The 24,192-nt window shown below is 67.6% G+C and carries 20 protein-coding genes; 11 read left to right on the forward strand and 9 right to left on the reverse strand.

Annotated features, from left to right (window positions below):
- Positions 1–4 precede the first annotated feature (4 nt).
- The gene (locus OXM57_03965; GenBank protein ID MDE0351824.1) at positions 5–2,011 is read left to right on the forward strand and encodes an S-layer homology domain-containing protein; all 2,007 of its coding nucleotides are present in this window, start codon (positions 5–7) and stop codon (positions 2,009–2,011) included.
- On the opposite strand, the gene OXM57_03970 is transcribed toward OXM57_03965, so the two are convergent.
- Complete coding sequence (locus OXM57_03970; GenBank protein MDE0351825.1) at positions 1,996–3,069, reverse strand: glycosyltransferase family 2 protein; 1,074 nt, start codon at positions 3,067–3,069, stop codon at positions 1,996–1,998. The two genes, OXM57_03965 and OXM57_03970, sit on opposite strands and share 16 nt — an antisense overlap.
- Positions 3,070–3,186: 117 nt before the next feature.
- Here OXM57_03970 and OXM57_03975 point away from each other — a divergent pair, with 117 nt between their 5' ends.
- The 3 genes from OXM57_03975 to OXM57_03985 all read left to right on the forward strand — a co-directional run bounded on the left by OXM57_03975 (position 3,187) and on the right by OXM57_03985 (position 6,767).
- Positions 3,187–3,906 carry a hypothetical protein gene (locus OXM57_03975; protein MDE0351826.1) on the forward strand — a complete coding sequence of 240 codons (720 nt, stop codon included), beginning with the start codon at positions 3,187–3,189 and terminating at the stop codon, positions 3,904–3,906.
- A 50-nt stretch (positions 3,907–3,956) separates the two neighbouring features.
- Complete coding sequence (locus OXM57_03980; GenBank protein MDE0351827.1) at positions 3,957–5,414, forward strand: leucyl aminopeptidase; 1,458 nt, start codon at positions 3,957–3,959, stop codon at positions 5,412–5,414.
- A 78-nt stretch (positions 5,415–5,492) separates the two neighbouring features.
- Positions 5,493–6,767 carry a sugar transferase gene (locus tag OXM57_03985; protein MDE0351828.1) on the forward strand — a complete coding sequence of 425 codons (1,275 nt, stop codon included), beginning with the start codon at positions 5,493–5,495 and terminating at the stop codon, positions 6,765–6,767.
- On the opposite strand, the gene moeB is transcribed toward OXM57_03985, so the two are convergent.
- The 4 genes from moeB to OXM57_04005 all read right to left on the reverse strand — a co-directional run bounded on the left by moeB (position 6,745) and on the right by OXM57_04005 (position 12,333).
- Entirely contained in the window at positions 6,745–7,923 is a 1,179-nt protein-coding gene (moeB, locus tag OXM57_03990; GenBank protein ID MDE0351829.1) for a molybdopterin-synthase adenylyltransferase MoeB, read from the reverse strand. The genes OXM57_03985 and moeB overlap by 23 nt on opposite strands.
- Before the next feature lie 306 nt (positions 7,924–8,229).
- Positions 8,230–9,006 (reverse strand): Sir2 family NAD-dependent protein deacetylase, encoded by a 777-nt coding sequence (locus tag OXM57_03995; protein ID MDE0351830.1) that lies wholly within the window; start codon positions 9,004–9,006, stop codon positions 8,230–8,232.
- A 150-nt stretch (positions 9,007–9,156) separates the two neighbouring features.
- Positions 9,157–9,597, reverse strand: coding sequence for a hypothetical protein (locus OXM57_04000; GenBank protein MDE0351831.1), 441 nt, complete (start codon positions 9,595–9,597; stop codon positions 9,157–9,159).
- Between the two features lie 186 nt (positions 9,598–9,783).
- Positions 9,784–12,333 carry a transglycosylase domain-containing protein gene (locus OXM57_04005; GenBank protein MDE0351832.1) on the reverse strand — a complete coding sequence of 850 codons (2,550 nt, stop codon included), beginning with the start codon at positions 12,331–12,333 and terminating at the stop codon, positions 9,784–9,786.
- Here OXM57_04005 and OXM57_04010 point away from each other — a divergent pair.
- Both OXM57_04010 and OXM57_04015 read left to right on the forward strand, forming a co-directional pair.
- A complete protein-coding gene (locus tag OXM57_04010) occupies positions 12,315–13,889 on the forward strand; it encodes a methylmalonyl-CoA mutase family protein (protein MDE0351833.1) in 1,575 nt (524 codons plus the stop codon). The two genes, OXM57_04005 and OXM57_04010, sit on opposite strands and share 19 nt — an antisense overlap.
- A gap of 39 nt (positions 13,890–13,928) precedes the next feature.
- Positions 13,929–15,293: an FAD-dependent oxidoreductase gene (locus tag OXM57_04015; GenBank protein MDE0351834.1), complete on the forward strand. Its 1,365-nt coding sequence runs from the start codon at positions 13,929–13,931 to the stop codon at positions 15,291–15,293.
- Positions 15,294–15,356: 63 nt separating this feature from the next.
- Here OXM57_04015 and OXM57_04020 read toward each other — a convergent pair whose 3' ends face one another.
- From OXM57_04020 to OXM57_04030, 3 genes are read right to left on the reverse strand one after another with little or no spacing between them, the layout of a single operon-like run.
- On the reverse strand, positions 15,357–16,061 hold the full coding sequence (locus tag OXM57_04020; protein ID MDE0351835.1) for an SDR family oxidoreductase: 705 nt from the start codon (positions 16,059–16,061) through the stop codon (positions 15,357–15,359).
- A gap of 7 nt (positions 16,062–16,068) precedes the next feature.
- Entirely contained in the window at positions 16,069–17,388 is a 1,320-nt protein-coding gene (locus OXM57_04025; GenBank protein ID MDE0351836.1) for a DUF4147 domain-containing protein, read from the reverse strand.
- Entirely contained in the window at positions 17,388–18,143 is a 756-nt protein-coding gene (locus OXM57_04030; GenBank protein ID MDE0351837.1) for a PIG-L family deacetylase, read from the reverse strand. The genes OXM57_04025 and OXM57_04030 overlap by 1 nt, the downstream gene beginning before the upstream one ends.
- Positions 18,144–18,295: 152 nt before the next feature.
- Here OXM57_04030 and OXM57_04035 point away from each other — a divergent pair, with 152 nt between their 5' ends.
- From OXM57_04035 to OXM57_04055, 5 genes are all read left to right on the forward strand, one after another.
- Positions 18,296–19,171: a xanthine dehydrogenase family protein subunit M gene (locus OXM57_04035; protein ID MDE0351838.1), complete on the forward strand. Its 876-nt coding sequence runs from the start codon at positions 18,296–18,298 to the stop codon at positions 19,169–19,171.
- On the forward strand, positions 19,171–19,632 hold the full coding sequence (locus OXM57_04040; protein ID MDE0351839.1) for a (2Fe-2S)-binding protein: 462 nt from the start codon (positions 19,171–19,173) through the stop codon (positions 19,630–19,632). The genes OXM57_04035 and OXM57_04040 overlap by 1 nt, the downstream gene beginning before the upstream one ends.
- A 1-nt stretch (position 19,633) precedes the next feature.
- A complete protein-coding gene (locus OXM57_04045) occupies positions 19,634–22,006 on the forward strand; it encodes an aerobic carbon-monoxide dehydrogenase large subunit (protein MDE0351840.1) in 2,373 nt (790 codons plus the stop codon).
- A 7-nt stretch (positions 22,007–22,013) separates the two neighbouring features.
- Positions 22,014–22,907, forward strand: coding sequence for an XdhC family protein (locus OXM57_04050; GenBank protein MDE0351841.1), 894 nt, complete (start codon positions 22,014–22,016; stop codon positions 22,905–22,907).
- 81 nt (positions 22,908–22,988) lie between these two features.
- Positions 22,989–23,525, forward strand: a complete 537-nt coding sequence (locus OXM57_04055; GenBank protein MDE0351842.1) for a superoxide dismutase family protein — start codon at positions 22,989–22,991, stop codon at positions 23,523–23,525.
- A 24-nt stretch (positions 23,526–23,549) separates the two neighbouring features.
- On the opposite strand, the gene OXM57_04060 is transcribed toward OXM57_04055, so the two are convergent.
- Positions 23,550–24,047, reverse strand: coding sequence for a VOC family protein (locus OXM57_04060; GenBank protein MDE0351843.1), 498 nt, complete (start codon positions 24,045–24,047; stop codon positions 23,550–23,552).
- Between the last annotated feature and the right edge of the window lie 145 nt (positions 24,048–24,192).

The following is a 24,192-nucleotide window of genomic DNA, read 5'->3' on the forward strand; positions in this document are numbered from 1 at the left end:
CAGCATGCTCCTCGCGCTGGTTGCCATCATCGGGGTAGCGCTTCAGGTAACGGCCGAGGAAAAGGCCTTCACCTTCGAGGGTTCGGGCTGGGGCCACGGCGTGGGCATGGGCCAGTGGGGGGCCTTAGGCCAGGCCCTGGCGGACCCGGGGAAGCCTGGCGAGGACATCGCCGCCTACTACTACACCGGCTCGAGTCCCGCCGATCTGTCCGATCTCGACCTGCCGAGCGACCTGCTGACCACGCTGGACAACCCGCTCTGGATCAACATCGCCTCCGAGATCATCCTTCTGGAGTTCACTGCGGTCGGCGGGCCGCTGGATCTCTGCCTGGCAGATGACGGTGAAGGGCCCTGTCCCAAGCCGGAGCAGCCGCAGGAGGGGGAGCGCTGGCAGTTCCGCCGGATCGATGCAGGGGAGTGCGGTTTCTTCAAGGCGGGCGAACTTCAGGGAACGATGGGGGATTGCCGGGCTTCGATCTCGTGGCCCGAAGCGGACGGGGTGCAACTCCGGTACGGGGAGGACCGGAGGAAGCCCTGCGTGGTGAGGGACTCGGAATGCGAGTACCGCCATGGCGCCATCAAGCTGCGGGACGATCCGGTCGAGGTCGGCTTTCACGTGCTGATCACCATCGGCCTTGAGGACTATGTCCGGGGTGTCGCCGAGATCTTCCCCTACTGGAAGGCGCCCGGGGTCAACGAGGCACAGGCGGTGGCGGCCCGAACCTACGCGGCCTTCAAGTTCCTGGCACAGGAGGTGAACGAGCGTCCGGCGGATCCCGATGCGGATCCGGGGATCAGCACCTCGCGCAAGAACTCCTGCTGGTGCCACCTGTACGACAACACCCGGGATCAGGTGTACGCGGGCTGGTGGCGTGAGAATGGCCCCGATCAGGCAGCCTGGGTGGACGCCGTGGCCGCCACGGAGGGCCGGGTACTCACCTACTTCGGGCAGGGGTGGGAGGGATTCACCAGGGGTGGCGTCATCCAGGCGTTCTACTCCACCTCGACCGGGGGAGTCACCAACAGCAATCGCTACGGCTTCTTCACCGAGTGGAACGATCGGCCGATCTCGGTGACCCAGTGGCCATACCTGCTGCCCGTGGAAGATCCCTGGGACGTGGATCCGAGCGTGGATAACCCGGTCGCGTCGTGGCGCACCACCATCCCGGCGTCCACGATCGCCGACCGGCTGGGATGGGACGAGGTGACCGATGCCCGACTGGTGTCGGGTCCGAGCACGACCAGCCCCGCCAGGGTGCGGTTCGACGGGATGGATGACGGAAGCGAGGTCTCTACGACGGTTGCCGGAGCCTGGCTCCGCTACGGGCTCGGTCTCAGGTCGTCGCTCGTTCGTGCCATCGATGACCGTCCGGCCCCGCCCACCGAGGAGCCTCAGACTCCGGGCCAGGGCGTTGACGGGGAAGGGCAGGCGCCCGACCAGGGCGAGATACAGTACGACGAACTCCCCCCCTTCCAAGACATAGCGGGCAATACTCATGAGGAAGGAATAGACACCCTCCGGCGAGGCGGGATCGCAGAGGGATGCGATCATTACAGCCTCTACTTCTGCCCGAATGATCATGCCAAGCGGCTCGACGCAGCGATCCTGCTGGCGAGGGCCGCCCGGCTCCCGAGGCCCGAGGAGCCCTATCGCCTCAACTTCGCGGACGTCCCCAATTCCCTCCCGCACTCGAGAGAGATATATGCGCTGGCCGAGGCCGGGATCACGGCCGGATGCGCTACCAACCGGTTCTGTCCGGACGGTCCCCTCACCCGGGGACAGATGGCCACGTTCCTGATGAGGGCGCTGGACCTGGCGCCGCTCGACTCGTTTGACGGCCGCAGGTTCGATGATGTTCCCGCCGCCAGTACCCACAGCGGAGCCATCCACGCCATTGCCGCTGAAGGTATCACTGTCGGCTGCACCGAGACCTCGTTCTGCCCCGACAGGCCCCTCACCCGGGGCGAGATGGCCACCTTGCTAGCTCGGGCCTTCTACCCGGGTGCCTGACGCCCTCCGGTGGGAACGAATAGGAAGCCGATCCCCCACGCCAGGTGCATGGCCGGCATTATCGCCGGGAGGAGCCAAGCGGCCCGATCCCGGCGCCTGATCGTCTCCGAGAGCGTGGTGATCGCGATCAGGATCCCGTAGCCGGCCGGCGGTATCCACCAGAACGGCGCTCCGATCCCGGCGCCGATCGCAGCGCCGATCAACCCGATGACCAGCACAGGCGCAGCTAACTGCCGCGCGGCGAGCGCGCCCGGATTGCGCGCCAGCATCACCCGCTTCCATCTGCCGTAGTCGAGATACTGCCTCCATAGGGCGCGGAGGCTGGAACGGGGGCGGTACGTGACCCCGAGACGCGGGTCGAACCAGACGAGCTTCCCGGACTTCCGGAGCCGGTGGTTGAGCTCGAAGTCCTGGTTGCGAACCAGGGTCGGGTCGAAGCCCCCGACCTCATCGAGGGCTTGCCGGTCGAATACCCCCAGGTACACGGTATCCGCCGGCCCGGCTACCGAGGAGTACCTGAACCGGGCGGTACCCGCCGCGGCCGGCGAGTTCATGGCGATGGCAATCGCCCGCTGGAGGCCTGTGGCGCCCACGGCGTCCTGCCGCCCGCCCACGTTGGCCGCTCCGGTCTCCTCCAGCAGTCTGACCGCCAGCCGCACGTAGTCGGGGGCGAATTCGGCATGCCCGTCACACCGCACCAGGACCTGGCCCCCAGCCGCGCCGATGGCCCGGTTGAGACCTGGACCCACCCCTAGTTCGGGGTTGTCGACCAATTTCAGGCGGGAGTCCGCCGCGGCGCTCCTTCGCAGGATGGCGAGGGTCCCATCGGTGCTCCGCCCGTCTGCGACCACCACCTCGAAGGGGCCTTCATAGTCCTGATCGAAGACGGCCCGCAGGGTGGTTTCGATGTGCGTGGCCTCGTTGCGCACGGCCATGACCACGGAGACGTGGGGCAACTCGGACAGGAGGACCTCCTTCTGGGCAGGAGGGTACTGAAAAACGTCCAGTTGGCCCGGATGCCTGCTACGAAGACCCCAGATCGTGACATGGCGGGCCAACCCATCCCCGTCTTTTCACCACTAGGACCGGGGATGATTGTCGCAGGGTGCCGGTTCGTATACTGGCCGCGCACTCCGGACTGATCGACGGCGCTCCCACGCCTGCAGTTTCTTCGAATGGTGCACGGTAGACGGGATACGGAGGCCATGTTCGGGTCGGAGTTGGCATTCAGTCCCGAGGTGGTTCTGGCGATGTGGGCGGCAGGCGTGGCCGGTTCCGGTGCGGCGGTTGCATACTGGCGTATCGTCGGGCCGGGCTATCTTTGGCTGATCGCCGGCACGGTGCTCCTCATCGGCGGGGCTGCCTGGTACTTCGATCGGGGCGCCCTGGCGGCGGCGGCCGTGCTGGGTGGCGCGGGCGCCGCGCTCGTTGCCCGGAATCGTTGGGCGGCGACCATCACCCTGGGCTCATCATCCGTGTTTTTCCTGGTGGGGGCCTCCGTGGCGGGCCTTCCCGTTCCTGCCATCACCGGGACGGCCGCGCTGGGGGGGATCACGGGAGAGATGTTGCTCGGGCACTGGTTCCTGGTGAGTCCGAGAATGCCCCGGTGGCCACTTCGCGCCCTGGCGGTGGTCGGCGGCGCGGCGATCGTGCTCGACTGGCTGGTACACCTGGCGCCGGGTATCCCGACGGCGACCCCGGCGGGTTCACTGATCGCGTCAGTGGCTCTGGCGGCCACCAGCCTCCTGCTCATGGCCGCCGTCTGGTTCGCGCTCGGCTACCCGTCGTATCCGGGGGTGATGGCGGCGACCGGTCTCAGCTACCTGGCGGTCCTGACCGCACTCGGATCGGTGATACTCGTCCGGGCGCTGGCAGCAGGTGTTCCACCCCTTTGACCCTGCGGAATCAGGGCTAGCATCCGCGTACGGAAGACTGGAGTCGTAGTTTGGGTATCGAGTTCGTTGAATCGCAAGACGAGGCGGCGTCGCGCGCCGGCGTACTAGGTCTCGCCGCCAGGCCCGGCCTCGTCTGGCAAGGCGATGCTGACGGCTACGTCGCGTCGCTGGGCGCCGGCTTCGAGCGGGCACTCGAGCGGGCGGGGTTCAAGGGGGAGGCCGGCCAGAGTTGCTCCTATGACACCGGGTCGGAGAATCCGCACACGGTGGTGGCGCTGGGCGTAGGCGAGGCCCCGGACGCGGACGCCCTCCGCAGGGCCGCCGGGATACTCGGGCGCAGGGCGTCGAAGGAGGCTTCGGTAGCCACCACGCTGGCCCTCGGGGGGCAGGCGGCGCCTGTGGTGGAGGGATTCCTGCTCTCTCAGTACTCGTACGACCGTTTCAGGAGCAAGGCGGAGCCCGCCCGTACCGACTCCCTCCTGCTGGTGGGCACCGGGGAGAGGATCGACTGCGAAGCGGGCATAGTGGTCGCCGAGGCGGTCAGCTGGGCGCGTGATCTGGTCAACACGCCTGCTCAGGACAAGGCTCCGCGGGAGATCCAACGCCGGGTGGCGGAACTGGCGGACGGTCTCGGACTGCGGCTCGAGACACGCGATGTCCAGGAGCTCGAGGAGGGCGGCTTCGGAGGGTTGCTGGGCGTGGCGGCCGGATCCGACCGGGACCCTTGCTTTGTGGAGTTGTGGTACGAGCCGGAGGGTTCCGAGACGTTCGTCGCGCTGGTGGGCAAGGGGATCACCTTCGACTCGGGCGGCCTCAGCATCAAGCCGGCTCGGGCCATGGAGACGATGAAGACCGACATGTCGGGGGCGGCCGCGGTGATCGGCGCCATGCAGGCTATCGCCCGGCTCCGGCTGCCCGTGAAGGTGCTCGGTCTGGCGCCGCTTACCGACAACATGCCCGGACCCCGCGCAACCAAGCCGGGCGACGTGCTCACCACCCGCAACGGCAAGACCATCGAGGTACTCAACACCGATGCCGAGGGACGGTTGGTCCTGGCTGATGCCCTCGCCTACGCGGTCGAGCAGGGGCCGGATCTGATGGTGGACCTGGCCACCTTGACGGGCGCCTGCAAGGTAGCGCTCGGTGACACCATCGCCGGAGTGATGGGGAACGACGACACCCTGATCGACCGGATCGAGAGGGCCGGTGAGCAGGCCGGGGAACGCGTCTGGCACCTTCCCCTGCCCGAGGAGTACCGCCGCCTGCTCGACACCCCGATGGCCGACATGAAGAACATCGGCGGCCGCTGGGGCGGTGCGCTGACGGCCGCGTTGCTCTTGCAGGAGTTCGTGGGCGACGTTCCTTGGGCGCATCTCGACATCGCCGGTCCTGCCCGCTGGATTCGCAACGAGCACTACCAGACGAAGGGGGGTTCGGGCTTCGGGGTTCGCACCCTGGTCCAACTGGTAGCGGACCTGGCGGAGCAGGGTTCCGGCACGACGGAATGAGTTCTGCCGGAGAGTCGGTGAAGGCGCTGCTCGCCCCGCGTTTAGCCTGCCGGCGACCGGAGCACCTCAGGTAGGTAGATGCGGCTCAGATTCCTCAGGGCTCAAGCACTGCTCGACATTGTCACGCTTGTCGTGTCGATGCTGGTCGCTTCCGCAATCAGCTTCGACACCTTCTTCCCCTGGCGGTTCGAGCCCCAGATCTGGTCGCTCCTGATGATCATGCTCGCCGGCCTGGCAGGGGCCGAATGGGTGGGGTCACGGTTGCTGGTGGGTGGGCCTCCCCGGCCCGGCTACGGACGGGCTCTGGCCGTGACGCTCATGGTCCTCGGGGTCACCGCGCTGGCTCTGGTCGCCACCCGCGTCTACTTCTCGCGCTCCTTCATCGGCTGGACGATGGCCTTTTTCGTTCTAGGGGCGCTTATCCATCGGGCCTGGCTACGGCGCCGTCCCTGGGCCGAGGCGATGGTCCTGATCACCGGCGAGCAGGGCTTGGTGGACGACCTTCGGGACGCTCCCCATGCCGACGTGATCTCCGTGGTGGATCCGGCCACTGAGGCTCGCCTGGACCCGCTCGAGCCGGGTGTGGTGCTGGGGGTCGATCTGAAGGCGGCACTATCCCCCCGGATGGCCCAGTACGTCTCCTCGTGCGCCCTGGCCGGGCTGGACGTGCGGCCCATCTCGCAGGTCTACGAGATTTATACCGGTCGGATGCCGATCGTGGCTCTGGTGGAGGGCTGGGAACTCTCCACACCCGTCATCCGGACCGCTCCCTACCTACCGGGGAAGAGGCTCTTCGACATCCTGGCGGTGCTGGCAACCGCACCGATCACCCTCGTCCTGGCCGGCGTGACGGCCGCCGTCACCCGCCTCAGCTCGCCCGGGCCGGTCATCTACCGCCAGGTTCGGGTGGGCCGCGGAGGGGGTCATTTCACGCAGTACAAGTTCCGCTCCATGTGGCATGATCCCGATCGGCAGGGGCCGTCCTTCACCAGCCGCGACGACGATCGGGTGGTGCCTGCGGCTCGCACCATCCGGCGCCTCCGGCTCGATGAGCTACCCCAGTTGTGGAACGTGCTCAGGGGTGATCTGAGCCTGGTGGGACCGAGGCCCGAGCAGGTGGAGTTCGTGAAGCGCTTCGATCGGACCATCCCCTTCTACTCCCAGCGCCATCTCGTCCGACCCGGATGCACCGGCTGGGCCCAGGTCAACCACGGGTACGCCGACGGCGAGGCCGGCACCATGGAGAAGCTGACCTACGACCTGTTCTACGTCAAGCACATGAGCCCGTGGCTCGATCTCGAGATCCTTGGAAGGAGCTTCTGGACCGTTCTCAGCGGCTTCGGGGCGCGCTGATCAGCGCCCGGCACGACTGGTCATAGTCCACGATCGGCGGAGGCGCCGCCGGGTCGCGGCAGGAGGCGCAATCCGGATTCTGGCTGAACCGGAGGATGCGGAACCGTTGGCTGAGAACATCGAGCGTGAGCAGCCGTCCCGTCAGGCCTTCTCCGACCCCGACGAGCCACTTGATGGCCTCGGCCGCCTGCAGCGTTCCCACCACGCCCGGAAGGACGCCCAGCACCCCCGCCTCCTCGCAGTTGGGCGCCAACTCGGGTGCGGGGGGCTCGGGGAACAGGCACCGGTAACACGGTCCATCTGCCGGGTCGAACAGGCTGACCTGTCCCTCGAAGCGGAAAACCGATCCGTGCACCACCGGGATCTGCAGGTGGATGGAAACGTCGTTGATCAGGTACCGGGTGGGGAAGTTGTCGGCGCCGTCGATGATGATGTCGTAGCCATCAAGGATTTCCAGTGCGTTCGAGGCGCCCAGGCGCTGGTCCATGGTCTGTACGGACACGTCCGGGTTGAGGGCCCGGATGGTGTCCCGGGCCGACTCCACCTTGGGGTTGCCCACCGTCCGGGTGCTGTGCAGTACCTGGCGCTGCAGGTTGCTGATGTCCACCCGATCGTGGTCGACAAGGCCGAGCGTGCCCACGCCTGCGGCGGCCAAGTAGAGGGCGGCCGGCGAGCCCAGACCCCCGGCGCCCACGATCATGACCCGCGAGTCGAGCAGCTTGCGCTGGCCTGCCTCGCCGATCTCCGGAAGCCGGATGTGGCGGTCGTACCGCCTCATCTGATCGTCGGGTAGGCGGCTGGGCAGCTCCCAGGGACCCCCGCGGGCCTTCCACTCCTGGAATCCACCCGCCAGCGAGCAGGCATTGGAATAGCCCATGGTCTGGAGTACGGATGCCGCCAGCGCCGAGCGGGCCCCCGACGCGCAGTAGACCACCATGGGTTGGTTGGTGGGCGGGGATACGAGGTGGATGCTGCCCTCCAGCACCCCTCGGGGGATGTGGTAGGCACCCGGGATCCTGCCCTGCTCCAGTTCGAGGTCCTCCCGGACGTCGATCAGGATGATCCGGGAGGGGTCTAGCGAGGCCAGCTGATCGGCCGAGATCTCCCTGATCCGGCGAAGGGCCTCGGTGACGAGGTCCATGTAGGAAGCGCCCATGCGGGCAGGCTAGCCCCGATTATTCATGGTGGAGGTCTGTCCGGGTGACGAGAATGGATCCTTCGTACTCCTGGCCTGGGGTTACAACCATCTGATAGCTCCGTCTTCCAGTCGGTGCGGAATCAACCGCAGGGTGAAGTGGGGCCGCTTTACCAAATGTGTGGTTGAAATGGCCTGAGCCGCGTTGGTGTGCTGGGAACAGGAATAGTCGGGGCTAGTGGCCGGTGGCCGGTTCCGAGTGGGGCGAGGGCTCGAAGCTATGAGGAGCAGGTGTGGTGACCGAGCATGGTCACGAGCTCTGTCCGGTTACCCGATCGGCCTCCGGGGTTGGTCGAGGAGCCCGACCAGCCTGCTCATGGTGGTGCCGGCGGGCGCCTCGACCTTGAGGTCGGCGATCTCGTCGCAGTCTGTCGGTCCGAGGTTCACGATCACGAAGGGCACACCGCTGCGGGCGGCGGCGAGGGGGATGTCGGCGGCCGGCCAGACCGACAGGGTGGTGCCGACCGCCAGCACCGCGTCCGCGGCCTGCGCCATGGCGTACCCCCGGTGCATCTCCGCGGCCGGCATGGCCTGGCCGAACGAGATCACTGTCAGCTTGATGAGGCCGCCGCAGCGAGGGCAGTGGGGGTCCTCCTCACCGCCTTCCACCCGGTCGAACACCGTCTCGGTGGGCCATTCGGCCGGGCACATAAGGCAGCGGACTGTCCACACGTTGCCGTGCACCTCGACCAGCAGCTCATCCGCCAGGCCGGCCGCGCGGTGGAGGCCGTCTATGTTCTGCGTCACGCAGCCCGCCAGCCGATCGAGCCGGGCCAGCTCCGTTATCGCCAGGTGGCCCCGGTTAGGTCTGGCCCGGCGCAGGGGTGATGTGGACCATCTGATCCAGCTCCTGCGGCGGGCAGCGGCGGACTCCAGGTACCGCTCGAACGTGAAGTCATCAGGGTCGACGGTTTTCCACAGGCCGTCGGGACCGCGGAAGTCGGGGATCCCGGACTCGGTCGAGATCCCGGCGCCGGTGAAGACCAGCAGGCGGCTCGACGCTCCCAGCAGGTCGGCGGCCCGTTCGATCGGGTCGGTTGGCATGCGGAGGATGCTAGGAGGCCTGCCGGATGTCCGCCGACCCGCCTGGTCACGCTCGCCTGAGCGATGGGCCGTGGAGACCGGACCGGGAGAAGGGCCACTGGTTAAGGGTTGCCGTGGGCCTTGGAAACAGGTCTAACGGAAGACCATCAACTACCGACTAACAACTACCGAAAGCAGGTCGCGGCGATGCTGCCGTCGCAGTCGGGGGGTGAGACGGCCTACGTGGTGGTGCCCGAGCGGCGGGAGCAGCGGACGGACCCACACCGCCCGGCTGTGGAAGTGGACCAGGCCCTCCCGGCAGAATACCGACAGGAAGACGGGGTGGGGGACCTCGGACCGGCGCTTGGCGGCAATGATCAGGCGCAAGAGCTCCGATACGGCGTTGGGTCCCAGGACGGCCGTCCAGTAGGTCAACACGTACGGATGGGAGGGCTCCACCCCGGAGCAGAGGCGCTCGGGCCAGAGCCGGGGAGTGATCCGGTAGCGTTCCTGCGCCGACACGCGGAGCGCGGCGCCCGGTAACGGCGCGATGTCCGTGGCGACGGGAGGACGGTCGTCTAGACGGACAGTACCGGGCGCTGCGAACCGCATGACCTCAATATGCCGCCGAACGCGTATTCGATCAATAGGTTATTTTTAACGTTCTCAGAATTTTTTCCCACTCTTGATCAAGGATCGAACGATATCTGATTATGGAACAGAAGGTTACACCTGCTAGCCATGGTCGGGTGGCCGGTCGTAAGTATATTCTAACATCACCTAGCAACTAGCAATTAGCTAGCTGCCGATTACCAAGGAGAGAACGCCGTCCGTCGGCACCAGTTCGCCGGTGGACGGAACCGTCAGCAGGACGCGGTCCACCAACCCGGCATCATCCGCCGGCTGGTAGAGGATCTCGATGGCGACCGCCGTCCCGGCTTCTTCCTGGGCGACCTGTATGGCCTCCAGCGCCTCTTCCGAGCTGAGTCCCTCCAGCACCGGTATGACCAGGACGCGGGTCCCGCCGGCGACCTGGATGGTCACGGTCGATCCCTGGTCCACCTCGAGCCCCCCTGCGGGATCCGACGCCAGCACGGTGCCCTGAGACTCGGGCGACAGTACCTCCTCCACCTCCGCCATGAGGTGGGCGCCGAGGACCGCGTCGCGAGCTTCGGGAGCGGTCATCCCGGTCAAATCCGGCACCTCGGTGAAAGGAAGCTCGTTGTAGTAGCCGATGCCCAGACTGCTCGGGAACTCGCCCGCCGGGTACTGGGCAAGGACCACCTCCATGAACTCCTTCCAGATCGGAGCCGGAACCGAACCGCCGAAGACGCGGGAGTAGGTCTCCCCGTTGATCACGACGTCCTCCAGCGAGATCTGCTCGTCCGGGTAGCCCACCCAGACCGCCGTGGTGAAGTTGGGCACGTATCCCACGAACCAGGCGTCCCGGTAGGCCTGGTGGGTTCCGGTCTTCCCGGCCTGGGGCACACCCTCGATGTCCGCCCGCCGGGCGGTGCCGCAGCAGACCACCCGTTCCATCGGCCTCCGCACCGCGGCCGCCAGAACCGGATCGATTGCCTGGGAGGTCTCCACCTCCCGCTGGTAAATCACCTCTCCGTCGTCGGTGGTGATCAGGGAGATGAGGTACGGCTCGGCGTGAACGCCGTTGGTGGCGAAGGTGCTGTAGGCGGAGGCCATCTCGAGCGGGCTCACCACGCCTGCGCCCAGCGCCAGGGAGTAGACCTCCTCCAGATCCGATGTGATGCCCATCTTGTGGGCGGTGCGGATGATCGCCCTGGGCCCCACCAGAACGGAGAGCTGGGCGTAAACCGTGTTCACCGAGCGCTCGGTGGCCTGCGCCACCGTGAGCAGGTCGTCGACCGATCCCGCATTGCGCACCGTCCAGACGTAGCCGCCGTCGGGACCGCACGGATCCTCGCACTCGATCTCCAAGGGACTGCGGGCATCCCAGTACGACTGGAGGCTCCCGCCGGCCTCGAGGTAGGCGACCAGCACGAAGGGCTTGAAGGCGGAGCCCGGGTTGCGGCGACCCTGGATGACCAGATCGAACTGCTCCTGCTCGAACGGCAGCCCGGACGACATCGCCAGGACGGCGCCGGTGTGGTTCTCGACCATGGCAATGGCCCCGGTCGGAGCGCCCCTGCTATCGGTGCTCTCCTCGTCCGGCAGCGGGAGCCATGACTGCAGGATCCGGTTGGCTTCGTTCTGGAGATCGAGGTCGACCGTCACGTACACTCTGAGTCCGCCGCCCCCCTCGCAGTCCTCTTCGTGGGCCGGGCATCCGAAGAGCGCCTGGCGGCGCTCCTCGTTGGTGAAGCCCAAGGCTTCGTCGAACTCCCGGTCGTTGAGGATCTGGCGGCGGACCTCGGCCACCACGTGTTCGGCCGGGCTCTTGAACGGTTCCGGTTGCTGGATGAGGAAGGGCTCCTCCTTGGCCTCGGCGGCTGCCTCGTAGCTGATGAACCCCGACGCGGCCATGGCGTCGATCACATCGTTGCGCCGGTCCTCGGCCCGCTCCGGCTGGCGGCGGGGGTCGTAGAGGGTGGGGTTGCGGATGGTTACAGCCAGGGTGGCCGACTCGGCGATGGTGAGGTCGGCCAGATCCTTGTCGAAGTATTCCCGGGCGGCGGCCACCACCCCGTATGCCGACCAGCCGAAGTAGACCGAGTTCATGTAGAACTGGAGGATCCGTTCCTTGGGGTGCCGCTGCTCGAGCTCGATGGCGTACAGGGCTTCCAGGATCTTGCGCTGGATGGTCTGCTCGTCGCCGACGATGTTGTTCTTGACCACCTGCTGGGTGATAGTCGACCCACCCCGCCGGTCCACGCCGGTCAAGTGATCGCGCACCGCACTGGCGATGGCGGTGAAGTCGACTCCCTGGTGCTCGAAGTAGTCCCCGTCCTCGGCGGCCAGGATGGCGGAGACAAGGAACTTGGGAACATCGACGAAGCGGGCAGGTTCGGAGATGCGCCCGGCGTGCAACTCTGCCAGGAGCCTTCCGTCCTCCGTGTAGACACGGGACACCCGCGATACGTCGGGCAGATCCAAGAGGGTGGGTTCGATCTCGACCTGGGGCAGCCACCGGTCCAGGAGCCGGTCGAAGGTCGCGTAGGCGGCGTTGACTCCGAGGAAGCCGAAGAGCCCGATCCAGGTGGCGACGATCATCGCGATGGCCACGCTCAACACCAGGGCGAGCGACCACCGGCGCTTCAGTTCGCCCCGCTCGATGTCGTGGATGTTCCGGCCGGTCACGACAATGAAGTAGGAGTAGGATGCCAGGTCATCGGCTAGCCAGGATACCGGTGCCTGTGTCCAATTCTCCGGCATCGCCGCGACGCGTCACCTCCAGCGACCTGGAGATCGATGCCGTCTACGGGCCGGTGTCCCACGGCGATCTCGGTGATCCCGGAAGCTTCCCCTTCACGCGCGGTCCTTATCCGACCATGTACCGGGGCCGGCCCTGGACCATCCGCCAGTACGCCGGTTTCGGCACAGCGCGCCAGACCAACCAGCGTTTCAAGGCGCTCCTGGCAGCCGGGCAGACCGGCATCTCCACCGCCTTCGACCTCCCTACCCAGATGGGATTCGACTCGGACTTCCCGCTGGCGGAGGGCGAGGTTGGCAAGGTGGGGGTGGCCATCGACAGCCTGGCCGACATGCGGGTCCTTCTCGACGGGTTGCCGCTCGGCGAGGTGACCACCTCGATGACCATCAACGCCACGGCGCCCGTGCTGCTGTTGCTCTACCAGCTCGTGGCCGAAGAGCAGGGCACCCCGCCGGAGCGGATCCGGGGAACCGTGCAGAACGACATCCTGAAGGAGTACATCGCCCGGGGAACCTATATCTACCCGCCGAGAGCGTCCATGCGGCTGGTCACCGACCTGTTCGCCTACTGCGGCCAGGAGCTTCCCGGCTGGAACACCATCTCCATAAGCGGCTATCACATCCGTGAGGCCGGCTCCACAGCCGCCCAGGAGATCGCATTCACCCTCGCCAACGGCATCGCCTACGTGGAAGCCGCCGTCGAGGCCGGCCTTGCTGTGGAGCGGTTCGCCCCCCGCCTTTCATTCTTCTGGAACTCGCACAACCACTTGTTCGAGGAGGCGGCCAAGTTCCGGGCCGCCCGGCGCATGTGGGCGTACATCATGCGCGATCGCTTCGGCGCCACCGGTCCGGAGGCGCAGCGCATGCGGTTCCATACCCAGACTGCCGGCTCCACGCTCACCGCCCAGCAACCCGAGAACAACATCATCCGCACCACCATCCAGGCGTTGGCGGCCGCGCTGGGGGGGACCCAGTCGCTCCACACCAACGCGTTCGACGAGGCGCTCGGCCTGCCCACCGAGCGCTCCGCCACCATCGCGCTGCGCACCCAGCAGATCCTCGTGGCGGAATCGGGCCTGGCCGACACGGTCGATCCGCTGGCGGGCTCCTACTTCGTGGAGAGCCTCACCGACCGGCTGGAGGAGGCCGCCGGGCGGATCATCGACGAGATCGATCGCCTGGGCGGGGCGGTGGCCGCCATCGAGCAGGGTTTCCCGCAGAGCGAGATCGAAGAGGCCTCCTACCGGGCCTCGATGCGGGTCGAGAGCGGGCAGGACACGGTGGTGGGGGTGAACCGGTTCACCGACGATTCCGGTCCGGAGGTCCAAGCCCTGAGCGTCGATCCGGCCCTCGAAGCCGACCAACGTTCGAGGGTGAGGGAGTGGCGCGGCGATCGCGACCAGGATGCGGTGGATCGATCACTGGAGCGCCTGGTGGAGACGGCCCGCGGAGCGGGCAATATCATGTACCCGATGAAAGATGCTCTGGCCGACGGCGCAACGCTGGGCGAAGTCTCCGAGGCCCTGCGGCAGGTCTTCGGCGTGCACCGTGTCCGGTAACGGAGTTCGGGTTCCGACCGGAAGGGTGGAGGCAGGCGGATGAATCGCGACGACTCGTCTCTCCGGTTCCTGATAATCGGCGCCGGGCCTGCCGGCAGCGCGGCGGCCTCGACGGCGGCTGCGCTGGGCGCCGATGTCACCCTGGTCGAGGACTCGGTGGTGGGCGGCGCCGCCCATCTCCGGGACTGCATACCCTCGAAGGCGATGGTGGCCACGTCCGTCAGGATGAAGGCGATTCACAACGCGGCGGACCTGGGGATAGTGGGCCCGGACCCTGGGGTGGACCTCGGCCGCCTGGCCGATCGCATCCACGCGATAGTGATGGCTATCTCGAACCGTTCCGTCGATCTGCTCGAGAGCCAGGGAGTCGAGATCGTCCGCGGCCGGGGCCGGTTCGTGGGCCCCAACCTGGCGATTGCAACAGCCGACGGGATCGAGAGGACCATCCCCTTCGATGCCGCCCTGGTCTCCACCGGATCGCGGCCGCGCATCCCGGAGTGGGCCCAGGTGGACGGGGAGCGGATCCTGACGACGCGCCACGTCTACGACCTGCCCGCCGCTCCCGAGCACGTGGTCGTGATCGGATCGGGCGTTACCGGGGTCGAGATGGTCCATATCTTCGAGAGCCTCGGGTGCAAGGTGTCGCTTCTGGTGAGCCGCCACCACGTCCTGCCCCACCGTGACGCCGAGGTCGCCGCGGCCTTGGAAGCCAACTTCCTGGAGCGCGGCGTCGGGCTCCTGAAGGGTGCCCGGGCGGTGGGAATCGACCGTACCGGGGACGGTGTGACAGTGCATGTCGAGGACGGTCGCCGGGTCGATGGGAGCCATGCCCTGCTGGCGGTGGGGGCGATGCCGATGACCGAGGGACTGGGCCTGGACGAGGCCGGGGTCAAGACCGACCAGGGCTTCATCGTGGTGGACGAGTACCAGCGTTCCTCGGTTCCGCACATCTACGCCGCGGGCGACGTCACCGGCCAGATGCTCCTGTCGTCGGTGGCCAACCAGCAGGGACGGAACCTGGCCCGGCATGTCACGGGCCATCCCGGCCAGTCCATCGACTACTCGCACGTGGCGCAGGCCATCTTCACAGAGCCGGAGATCGCTTCCGTCGGTCTGGAGGAAGCCGACGCCGCGGCGGCGGGCCGCAAGGTTCGTATCACCAAGGTACCTTTCACCGCCAACCCCCGCAGCCTCATCCACGGGAGCACGGGAGGCTTCGCCAAGGTGGTGTCCGATCCGGCCACCAGGGTGGTCCTGGGCGGAACCATCGTCGGCCACCGGGCATCGGAGCTGATCGGGATCCTGGCCCTGGCCACCAGGGGGAGGATCAAGGTCCAGACCCTTCGGGAGACGCTCATGGTGCATCCCACCCTGTCGGAATCGATCTCCGACGCCGGCGACTAGCAGTTAGTAGCAGGACTGATGTCGCCGTCCTGCGGGCCCCCGCCCGGTTGGTAAAGGATCACGTCAGGCCCGTCCGTACACGGGTACGACCGCTCCTGACATGACACCCGACTCACCGGTCAGGATGAACTCCGCCACCGCGGCGATCTCGTCAGGAGTGGGCCACTTGACGTACTCCGCGAAGGGCAGCGCGCGGCGGGTGGCGGGCGTGTCTATCACCGACGGCAGGATCACGTTGACGGTGACTTCTGAGTCCTCCAACTCCGCCGCCGCAGTCTTCGCCAGAGCGACCACCCCCGCCTTGGCTATGTTGAAGGCCGCCTGACCTGGTGGGTTGTCCACCACCGCCCGGCTCCCGACCAGCAGGATGCGGCCCCCGCCGGCCGCGAGGTGAGGGACGGCGGCCCGCACCGTGTAGAAGGCCGACCGCAGGTTGAGATCGATCATCCAGTCGAACCGTACATCGTCGGTGTCCTTCACATCCCGCCCCGCTGCCCAGCCTCCCACCAGAGAGGCCACCGCGTCGATACGCCCGAACCGGGCTGCCACCCTGGCCATGAAGTCCTCGACCTCCCCGGACTCCGTGGCGTTGACACGGCGGAGGACCAGCTGATCCTCGTCGAAAGGGAACCGTTCCTCGAACTCGTCCGTGTCGATGGGTCTGAGATAGGTGGCGCCGATGCGGTAGCCCCGGCGGATCAGCCGCCCGGTGAGGGCGGCGCCGAGCCCGCTGGTGGCGCCGACTATGACTGCTACAGGACCACTCATATTGAGCTCAGGATATAACGATCCGCTCGGGGGCGGGACCATTCCCCGATCTGTCCACGATCCACAGATCGGCTACGTTGGTACCCGTTCTCCCGGTCCGGAGCAGCCCCCCTGCCGCCTCCAGATACGGATAGGAGTCACAGGCGGCCAGGTGTCGGTGCGCGGGCGCCGGATCGGTGACCGTGGCGCCGTCGACGCAGCCACCGGCCGCATCGGTGGGACCGTCCACGCCGTCGGTGCCGAAGGCGAGAAACCGGTGACGGCTCCCGGCGATCTCGATGCCTGCGGCGAGGGCGGCATGCTGGTTGCGACCGCCCCTGCCGGACCCGCACACCTCGACTGTGGTTTCTCCGGCCAGGACCCGAACCGTGCCCTCCGGAGTGGCGGCCAGCTCCCTCAGGACGGTGTCCTCGGTGTCCCCGGCCAGCGGCCCGGGGACCGGCGACACGTCCAGGCCGGCCGAGGACAGGAACCGGACAGCCGCCCGCCCCGCGGTCATCCCGTCAGCCAGGATCAGGGCGAGATCGTCGCCCGGCACGCCCCGGGTATCGGAGCCCTCGACCCCGGCCGTGACCATGTGCCGGACCCGCTCCGCCGCGCCACCCCGGATCGCGTACAGGTCGAGTATCTCGCTCACCGGGGCCGAGTTCCGGGGTGCGGTCACGGTGGGGCCGGAGGCCACCACCGCCGGGTCGTCGCCCACGTCCGAGACCACCAGCGTGACCACCGGGCTCCGGCATCGCGCGGCCAACCGGCCGGCCTTCACTCGCGACACCGACTGTCGGACCTGGTTGATCGTCTCGATGGGCGCGCCGGAGCGGATCAGCTGGTCGTTCAGGTCCTGGATGTCGTCGAGGCAGAGGCCCTCGGCCGGCGCCTCCAGCAGGGCAGATCCGCCCCCGGACACGAGAGCCAGCAGGAACTCGTCCGGCCCCACGCCCTGTGCCAGGTCGATGGCGCGCTCGGCCGCTATGACGCTTCCTCCATCGGGCACCGGATGGCCTCCCACCAGCACTTCCGCCCAACCAGGCGCCTCCTCGGCCTGGTCGGTCACCACCAGGCCTCGCGACACCAGGGGTCCCAGGGTGTCCGCCGCGCCCCGGCTCATACCGGTGGCCGCCTTGCCGACCGCCAGCACCACCACCCGCCGCGCCGCGACGAAATGGCCACCAGCGTGAACCCCACCCTCCGCGGTGGCGAGCGCGGCGCGCACCAGCCGGCGGGGATCCACCTCCTCCAATGCAGCATCCACCGCGCCGAGCAGGCGGCCCGTGGCCCGAGGGCGGATGGCCCGGAGATCACCGAGCCGCTCGCCGGCCAGTCCCATCAGGGTGTGATCCGCTTGAACGCCTCGGCTCGGGGAAGGCCGGCCTCGTCACCGGCGGTCCGGGCGCGGTCGTCGATCTCGAGGCGGAACGCTTCGGTTGCCTCCTCCGAGTGCCCGGCGCCGTCCATCGTGGTGGTGGCCTGGCTGGAGTGCGACAGCAGGGCGGCCACCTTGTGCTCTACGAAACCGGTCACGTCCTCGTGGTGATCCGGTTCGTCCGCCGCCCACAGCAGCATGGCCCCTGGACGGTGATGGGCCAGGCCACCCGCCAACTGCTCCGGAAAGAAGAGGTGGTCCCGGGCGGCCACCACCCCGTCAATGGCTGCCCAGCCGGTCGCCCGGTGGTCGGGATGCAGCATGTAGCGGCGCCACGGATCGTGGGTAAGGACCACGTCGGGTCGCAGCCTGCGGATCCACAGGCACACCTCGGCGCGCAGTTCCATGGTGTAAACCAACTCGCCGTCGAGGTGGGAAAGGTTGAGGGCGCTGTCCACTCCGAGGGCCTCGGCGGCGCGGGTCTGCTCGTTCATCCTCATGAGTACCAGGTCGGACGGGCTGAGCGAAGGGTCCCACGATCCCTTGGATCCGTCCGTCAGCACGAGGATGGTCGCCTCCGTCCCTGCGGCGGCCCACTTGGCCAGGGTCCCTCCGGCCCCGAACTCGGCATCGTCGGGATGTGCGCCGATGGCCAGCGCTCGCCTCGGGACCGGTAGGTCGGATGTCATGCGCTGGTCGGGAGAGCGGTAATCGACCATGGCCCGAGCCTAGGCCATGTGCCAGGGAGCCCGCCTCCACGGTGGGTTCCGCGGTCTACCGGTCGGCTCGGCGGAAAGAAACCGGCGATTACCGGTGGGATGAGCGCTCGGCCCGATAAGGTGGGGCCAGCGACCGCAGGAGGTGAGGTTCGGTGTATCCATCCGCGTTCGACTACTCGGCGCCCGGCAGTCTTGAGGAGGCCCTGGCCACCCTGGCTGAGTTGGGTGACGAGGGCCGGGTTCTCGCCGGCGGCCAGAGCCTCATCCCCATGATGAAGCTCCGGCTGGCGGCGCCGGGCCACCTCGTGGACATCAACCGCGTCAGCGAGCTGGCACACATAAGCGAGTCCAACGGCCACCTGGCGGTGGGGGCGCTGGCCCGTCACGCCGACGTGGCCTCATCGGAGACGGTGAGCCGCTACAACCACACGGTGGCCTCCGCGGCGCCTTGGGTGTCCGATCCGCTGGTGCGGAACCGGGGAACCCTGTGCGGCTCGGTGGCCCACTGCGACCCCGAGGGCGACTGGAACTCGGTGATGCTGGCGGTGGGCGCTTCGGTGGTGGCCCGCTCGTCGTCGGGGGAGCGGGTGATCCCGATCACCGAATTCGTGGTCGACTTTTTCACCAACTCGCTCAATCCCGGAGAGATGGTCACGGAAGTGCGGATCCCGGCGTACCAGGGTCCGGCCGGGGGCGCGTACCTCAAGCTGGAGCGCAAGGTCGGCGACTACGCCACCGTGGGAGTGGCCACCCATCTCGTGCTCGACGGTTCGGGGAACGTGGCGGAGGCGGGCCTGGGCCTGACCGCCGTGTACGGCCACAATCTGAAGGTCACGGAGGCGGAGGAGATGATGGCCGGGCAGACCCCCGGACCGGAAATGTTCGCCGAGGCGGCGGCCATCGCGGCCCGCGCCTGCGATCCCGATGACAACGTCCGGGGTCCGGCCGAGTACAAGCGGGCCGTCGTAGCCGAGTACACCAGGCGCGGGTTCGCCCAGGCACTGGCCCAGGCAAGAGGGGAGGGCTGATGCAGATCACCGTCAACATAAACGGCGCCAGCGAGACCCGGGACGTCGAGCCCAGGCGCCTGCTGGTCGACTTCATCCGCTCGGACGCCGGTCTCACCGGGACCCACATCGGCTGCGACACCTCCTCCTGCGGTGCTTGCACCGTCCTCCTGGACGGCCGGCCGGTCAAGTCCTGCACGGTGCTGGCGGTCCAGGCCGACGGCAGCGAGGTGAAGACTGTCGAGGGTCTGGCCGAGGGTGGGGAACTCCATCCGGTCCAGGCAGCCTTCAAGGAGCACCACGGCCTGCAGTGCGGCTTCTGCACACCGGGGATGATGCTGGTGGGAAGCGCCCTGCTCGACGAGAATCCGGATCCGACCGACGAGGAGGTCCGCTGGGCCATATCCGGCAACATCTGCCGCTGCACCGGCTACATGAACATCGTGACTGCCATCCAGGCCGCAGGCGGAGAGGGGAGCTGACATGACCACGGTTCACGAACCACGCACCAGCCCCGAGGTGGGCGGTATCGGGCACTCCGTCCGCCGCAAGGAGGACGACCGGTTCATCCGGGGCGCCGGCAACTATCTCGATGACCTGAACCTTCCGGGGATGCTCCATATGGCCATCCTCCGTTCTCCCGTGGCCCATGCCAGGATCAACTCGATCGACTCGTCCGCGGCGATGGAGATCGAAGGGGTGCTGGCCGTGGTCACCGGTGAGGCCCTGGCGGCCCACGGCCTGGCCTGGATGCCGACCCTCTCGGGCGACACCCAGGCGGTGCTGGCCACCGACAAGGTCCGGTTCCAGGGCCAGGAGGTGGCGGTGGTGATCGCCACCGATCCCTACATCGCCCATGACGCGCTGTCCCACATCGACGTGGACTACGAGGAGTTGGAGGCCATAACCAGTCCCCAGCAATCCCTCGCCACCAGCACGCTCATCCGGGACGAGAAGGAGGGCCAGACCGACAACGTCGCCTATACGTGGGAGGCCGGCGACCAGGACTCGACCGATGCCGCCTTCGCGGCTGCGGCCAAGGTGGTCAGCCTGGACACCCACTACCCGCGCTCGCATCCGGCACCGCTGGAGACGTGCGGGGTGGTGGCGGATGTCAACTCCATCACCGGCCAGGCCACCATCTACATGACGAGCCAGGCGCCCCATGCCATCAGGACGGTCTTCGCCCTGGTGGCCGGGCTTCCGGAGGAGAAGATCCGCATCGTCACCCAGGACATCGGGGGCGGTTTCGGCAACAAGGTGCCCGTGTATCCGGGCTACGTGGTGGCCACGGCCGCATCGCTTCTGATCGGCAAGCCGGTCAAGTGGATCGAGAGTCGCACCGAGAACCTGATCTCGACCGGGTTCGCCCGCGACTTCCACATGCATGCCGAACTGGCCCTGGACGGGAACAACCGGATCACCGCCATGCGGGCCGGCATCCTGTCCGACCAGGGCGCCTTCTTCTCGGACGCCCAGCCCACCCAGTTCCGTGCCGGCCTGTTCCACATCTGCACCGGGAGCTACGACTTCCCGGCTGCGCATGTGACCGCCAAGGGCGCCTACACCAACAAGGCGCCCGGCGGCGTGGCCTACCGGTGCTCGTTCCGGGTTACCGAGGCCTCCTACCTGATCGAGCGGTTGGTGGACAACGCCGCCCACGAGGTGGGAGTGGACCCGGCCGACTTCCGGGCGCTCAACTTCATCAGGGAGGACCAGTTCCCCTACCTGTCGCCGACCGGTTTCGTCTACGACTCCGGTAACTACCACGGGGCCATGGACAAGGCCAAGGAGATGATCGGCTACGACGGATGGCGGGCTCGCCAGGCCGAGCAGAATGCCGACCCGGACGCCACCAAGCTGATCGGCATCGGCGTGGCCTCCTTCACAGAGGTGGTGGGAGCCGGTCCGTCGCGCCAGTACGACATCCTGGGTCTGAAGATGTTCGACTCCGCCGAGTTGCGGATCCATCCGACCGGCAAGGCCATCCTGAAGCTGGGTGTCCAGACGCAGGGGCAGGGTCACGAGACCACCTTCGCCCAGATCGTGGCGGAGGAACTCGGCATCCCCTACTCGGACATCAAGGTGATGTACGGCGACACCGACAACACACCCTACGGCCTCGGCACCTACGCCTCCCGTTCCACCCCGGTGGGTGGGGCGGCCACAGCGGTGGTGTCCAGGAAGATCCGGGCCAAGGCACAGAAGCTGGCCGCTCACCTTCTGGAGGCCGCCGAGGAGGACCTGGACTGGGAGCCCGGGAAGTTCACCGTGAAGGGAACCGACCAGAGCGTCACCATCCAGGAGGTCGCCTTCGCTGCCTACACCAACCATCCGGTCGGTATGGAGGCGGGCCTCGAAGGCGTCACCTACTACGACCCGCCCAACATGACCTACCCGTTCGGGACCTACATCGTGGTGGTGGAGGTCGACACCGGTGACGGCACCTGGAAGGTGCTCGAGATGGTGGCGGTCGACGACTGCGGCGTGCGGATCAACCCGATGATCGTGGACGGGCAGATCGCGGGCGGCCTCACCGAGGGCTTCGCCAAGGCGAACATGCAGTGGATCACCTTCGACGATGACGGCAACTGCATCGGTTCGAACTTCATGGATTACCTCGTCCCAACCGCGTGGGAGACCCCCCGCTACCAACTGGGCGAGACGGTGACTCCCTCCCCGCACCACCCGATCGGGGCGAAGGGCGTGGGTGAATCGGCCACGGTCGGATCTCCCGCCGCATTCACCAACGCGGTCATAGACGCGCTCTGGTCGAGAGGGGTGTCGAACATCGACATGCCCGTGCTCCCGCACCGGGTGTGGGGCGCGCTCAACGGAGTGGAGGTCAATCCCTAGGCGTGCGATGAGCATCCTGCGGCAGGCGGCCCGGCTCCATGAGGAGGGGCGGGCGTTCGCCCTGGCAACGGTCACGTGGTCGCGGGGGCCGTCGTCCGGCAAGGGCGGTTCCAAGGCGATAATCCACCCGGACGGCCGGGTGGAAGGCTGGCTGGGAGGCGCCTGCGCAGCCCCGACCGTGGTTCGCCACGCCTTGGAGGCGCTCGGGGATGGCGAGGCGCGGGTGCTGATGCTGGGGGAAGGCGACCGCCGGCCTGGCGTGACGCACGTGGCGATGGCCTGCGACAGCGAGGGATCGATGGAGGTGTTCGTGGAACCGGTCCTCCCCTCTCCTCACCTGATCGTTGTCGGCTCCTCTCCGATGACCGGGACCCTGCGGCGGATAGCCGAGGTGGTCGGGTGGCGGGCCGAGGTCGTCACCGACGTAGGGGACATCGGCCGGGCCGGCGAACGATCCTATGTAGTGGTCGCCACCCAGGGCCACTTCGACGAGCCGGCCCTGGAAGCCGCTCTCGCCACCCCTGCCGCCTACGTGGGCCTCGTGGCCTCGGAGAAGAGGGCCTCTTCGGTGCTCGCCTGGCTCCGGGAGCGGGGAGCGGGAGCGGGCGCCCTCTCAAGAGTGCATGCTCCGGCCGGCGTCGATCTGGGGTCGACCGCCCACGAGGAGATAGCTGTGTCGATCATGGCCGAGCTGGTCGCCTTCAAGGCGGCCGGAGCCGGTGCCCAGGTGGTGCAGGTGGTCATACCGCCTCAAGCGGTCGATCCGGTGTGCGGGATGCTGGTGGACGTGGCGACGGCCGGCTTCGTCAGCCGCCATGCCGGAGAAGAGGTCTACTTCTGCGCCGCCGGTTGCCGCCGCGCCTACGAGTCCGATCCCTCCGCATATCCCGAGCAGTGCTGATGCCGATGTATCCTCTTCCTGTGGGGCGAACGCTTCGCACCGAGTGACAGCTAACCGGCGAGCCGGGGAAGGGGGAATCCGGTGAAGATACGCCAGGTGATCGTTGCCGGTCTAGGACTGCTCGTTCTGGTGGGGATGGCGGCATGCCAGGGAGAGACGCCCTCCGGGGTGGGCCAGGAGGCGGTTGCTTCGATGTCGGGCACCGACGGCGCCGCTCTAGGTACTGTCGTGCTTACGGAAGGACCCAATGGTGTCTTGATCTCGGCTGACGTGACAGGGCTTTCCCCCGGAGCGCACGGATTCCACATCCATGGTGTGGGCGCTTGCACGCCCGATTTCTCCGCGGCGGGCGGGCACTTTGCTCCCGGTGGGGAAGGTCATGGCTTTCAGCACGAGGACGGGTCCCACGCCGGAGACCTGCCGAACCTCTACGCGGGTGCGGATGGAGTTGCCCGGGCCGACGTCTTCACGGACAAGATCACATTGGCGGCCGATGCCGACACGTCGATCTTCGATGCGGACGGTTCCGCCATCATCATCCATGCCAAACCCGACAGCTACGGTCCCGACCCTGGCGCCGGCGACCGCGTCGCCTGCGGCATCATCCGGCGCACATAGTCCGCCGGCCCCGACGCCGGGCGGTCAGTCGTAATCGAAGACCTCTCCGGCCAGCACTTGTTCCAGGGATGCCTGCGGGTAATGGCCGTCGGGCCAGTCGGCCAGCTGGATGAGGGTGCCGTGGGCGCTCGATGGATGGATGAAGCACTCGCTCCAGCCGCCCGGATTGGTATGCAAGCCGACCACGTCCATCCCGGCTTCCTCCGCTCTCCGGGCTGCCTCGGCCACCGAAGACACCTTGAAGGTGAGATGGTGCATCCCCTCCCCTCGCGATCGCAGGAAGCGCCATAGGAAGCAGTCATCGGTCACGGGCGCCAACACCTCGATCTTCGTGCCGCCCGGCAGCCGGTACTGGATCCACCGGAATCCCCGCCGCTGGTTGTCCGCCCCCGTGAGGAAGGTACCGCCGAGCAACTCCAGCGACTCGGCCGCCGCGGCCGCGTCACGGACCCCGATGGCAACGTGGTCGAAGTACTCGATCAGGTCGCTGAGCGGTTCGAGGTTGTCGGGATGATCGGGCATGGTCGCGGCCTCCGGTATGGCGCGAGAATCCGGCGCCCGCGTGGGGTGAGGACTGGTGTCTCAGTCGGTGGGTGAGGTGGCATGCCGCGCCCGGGCCCCGGGGCCGGGTAGTTTAAGGCGGGGGGACCTTCGGGGGGGCCGATGT

It is taken from the genome of bacterium, from assembly GCA_028820935.1.
Taxonomy (GTDB): Bacteria; Actinomycetota; Acidimicrobiia; order Spongiisociales; family Spongiisociaceae; genus Spongiisocius.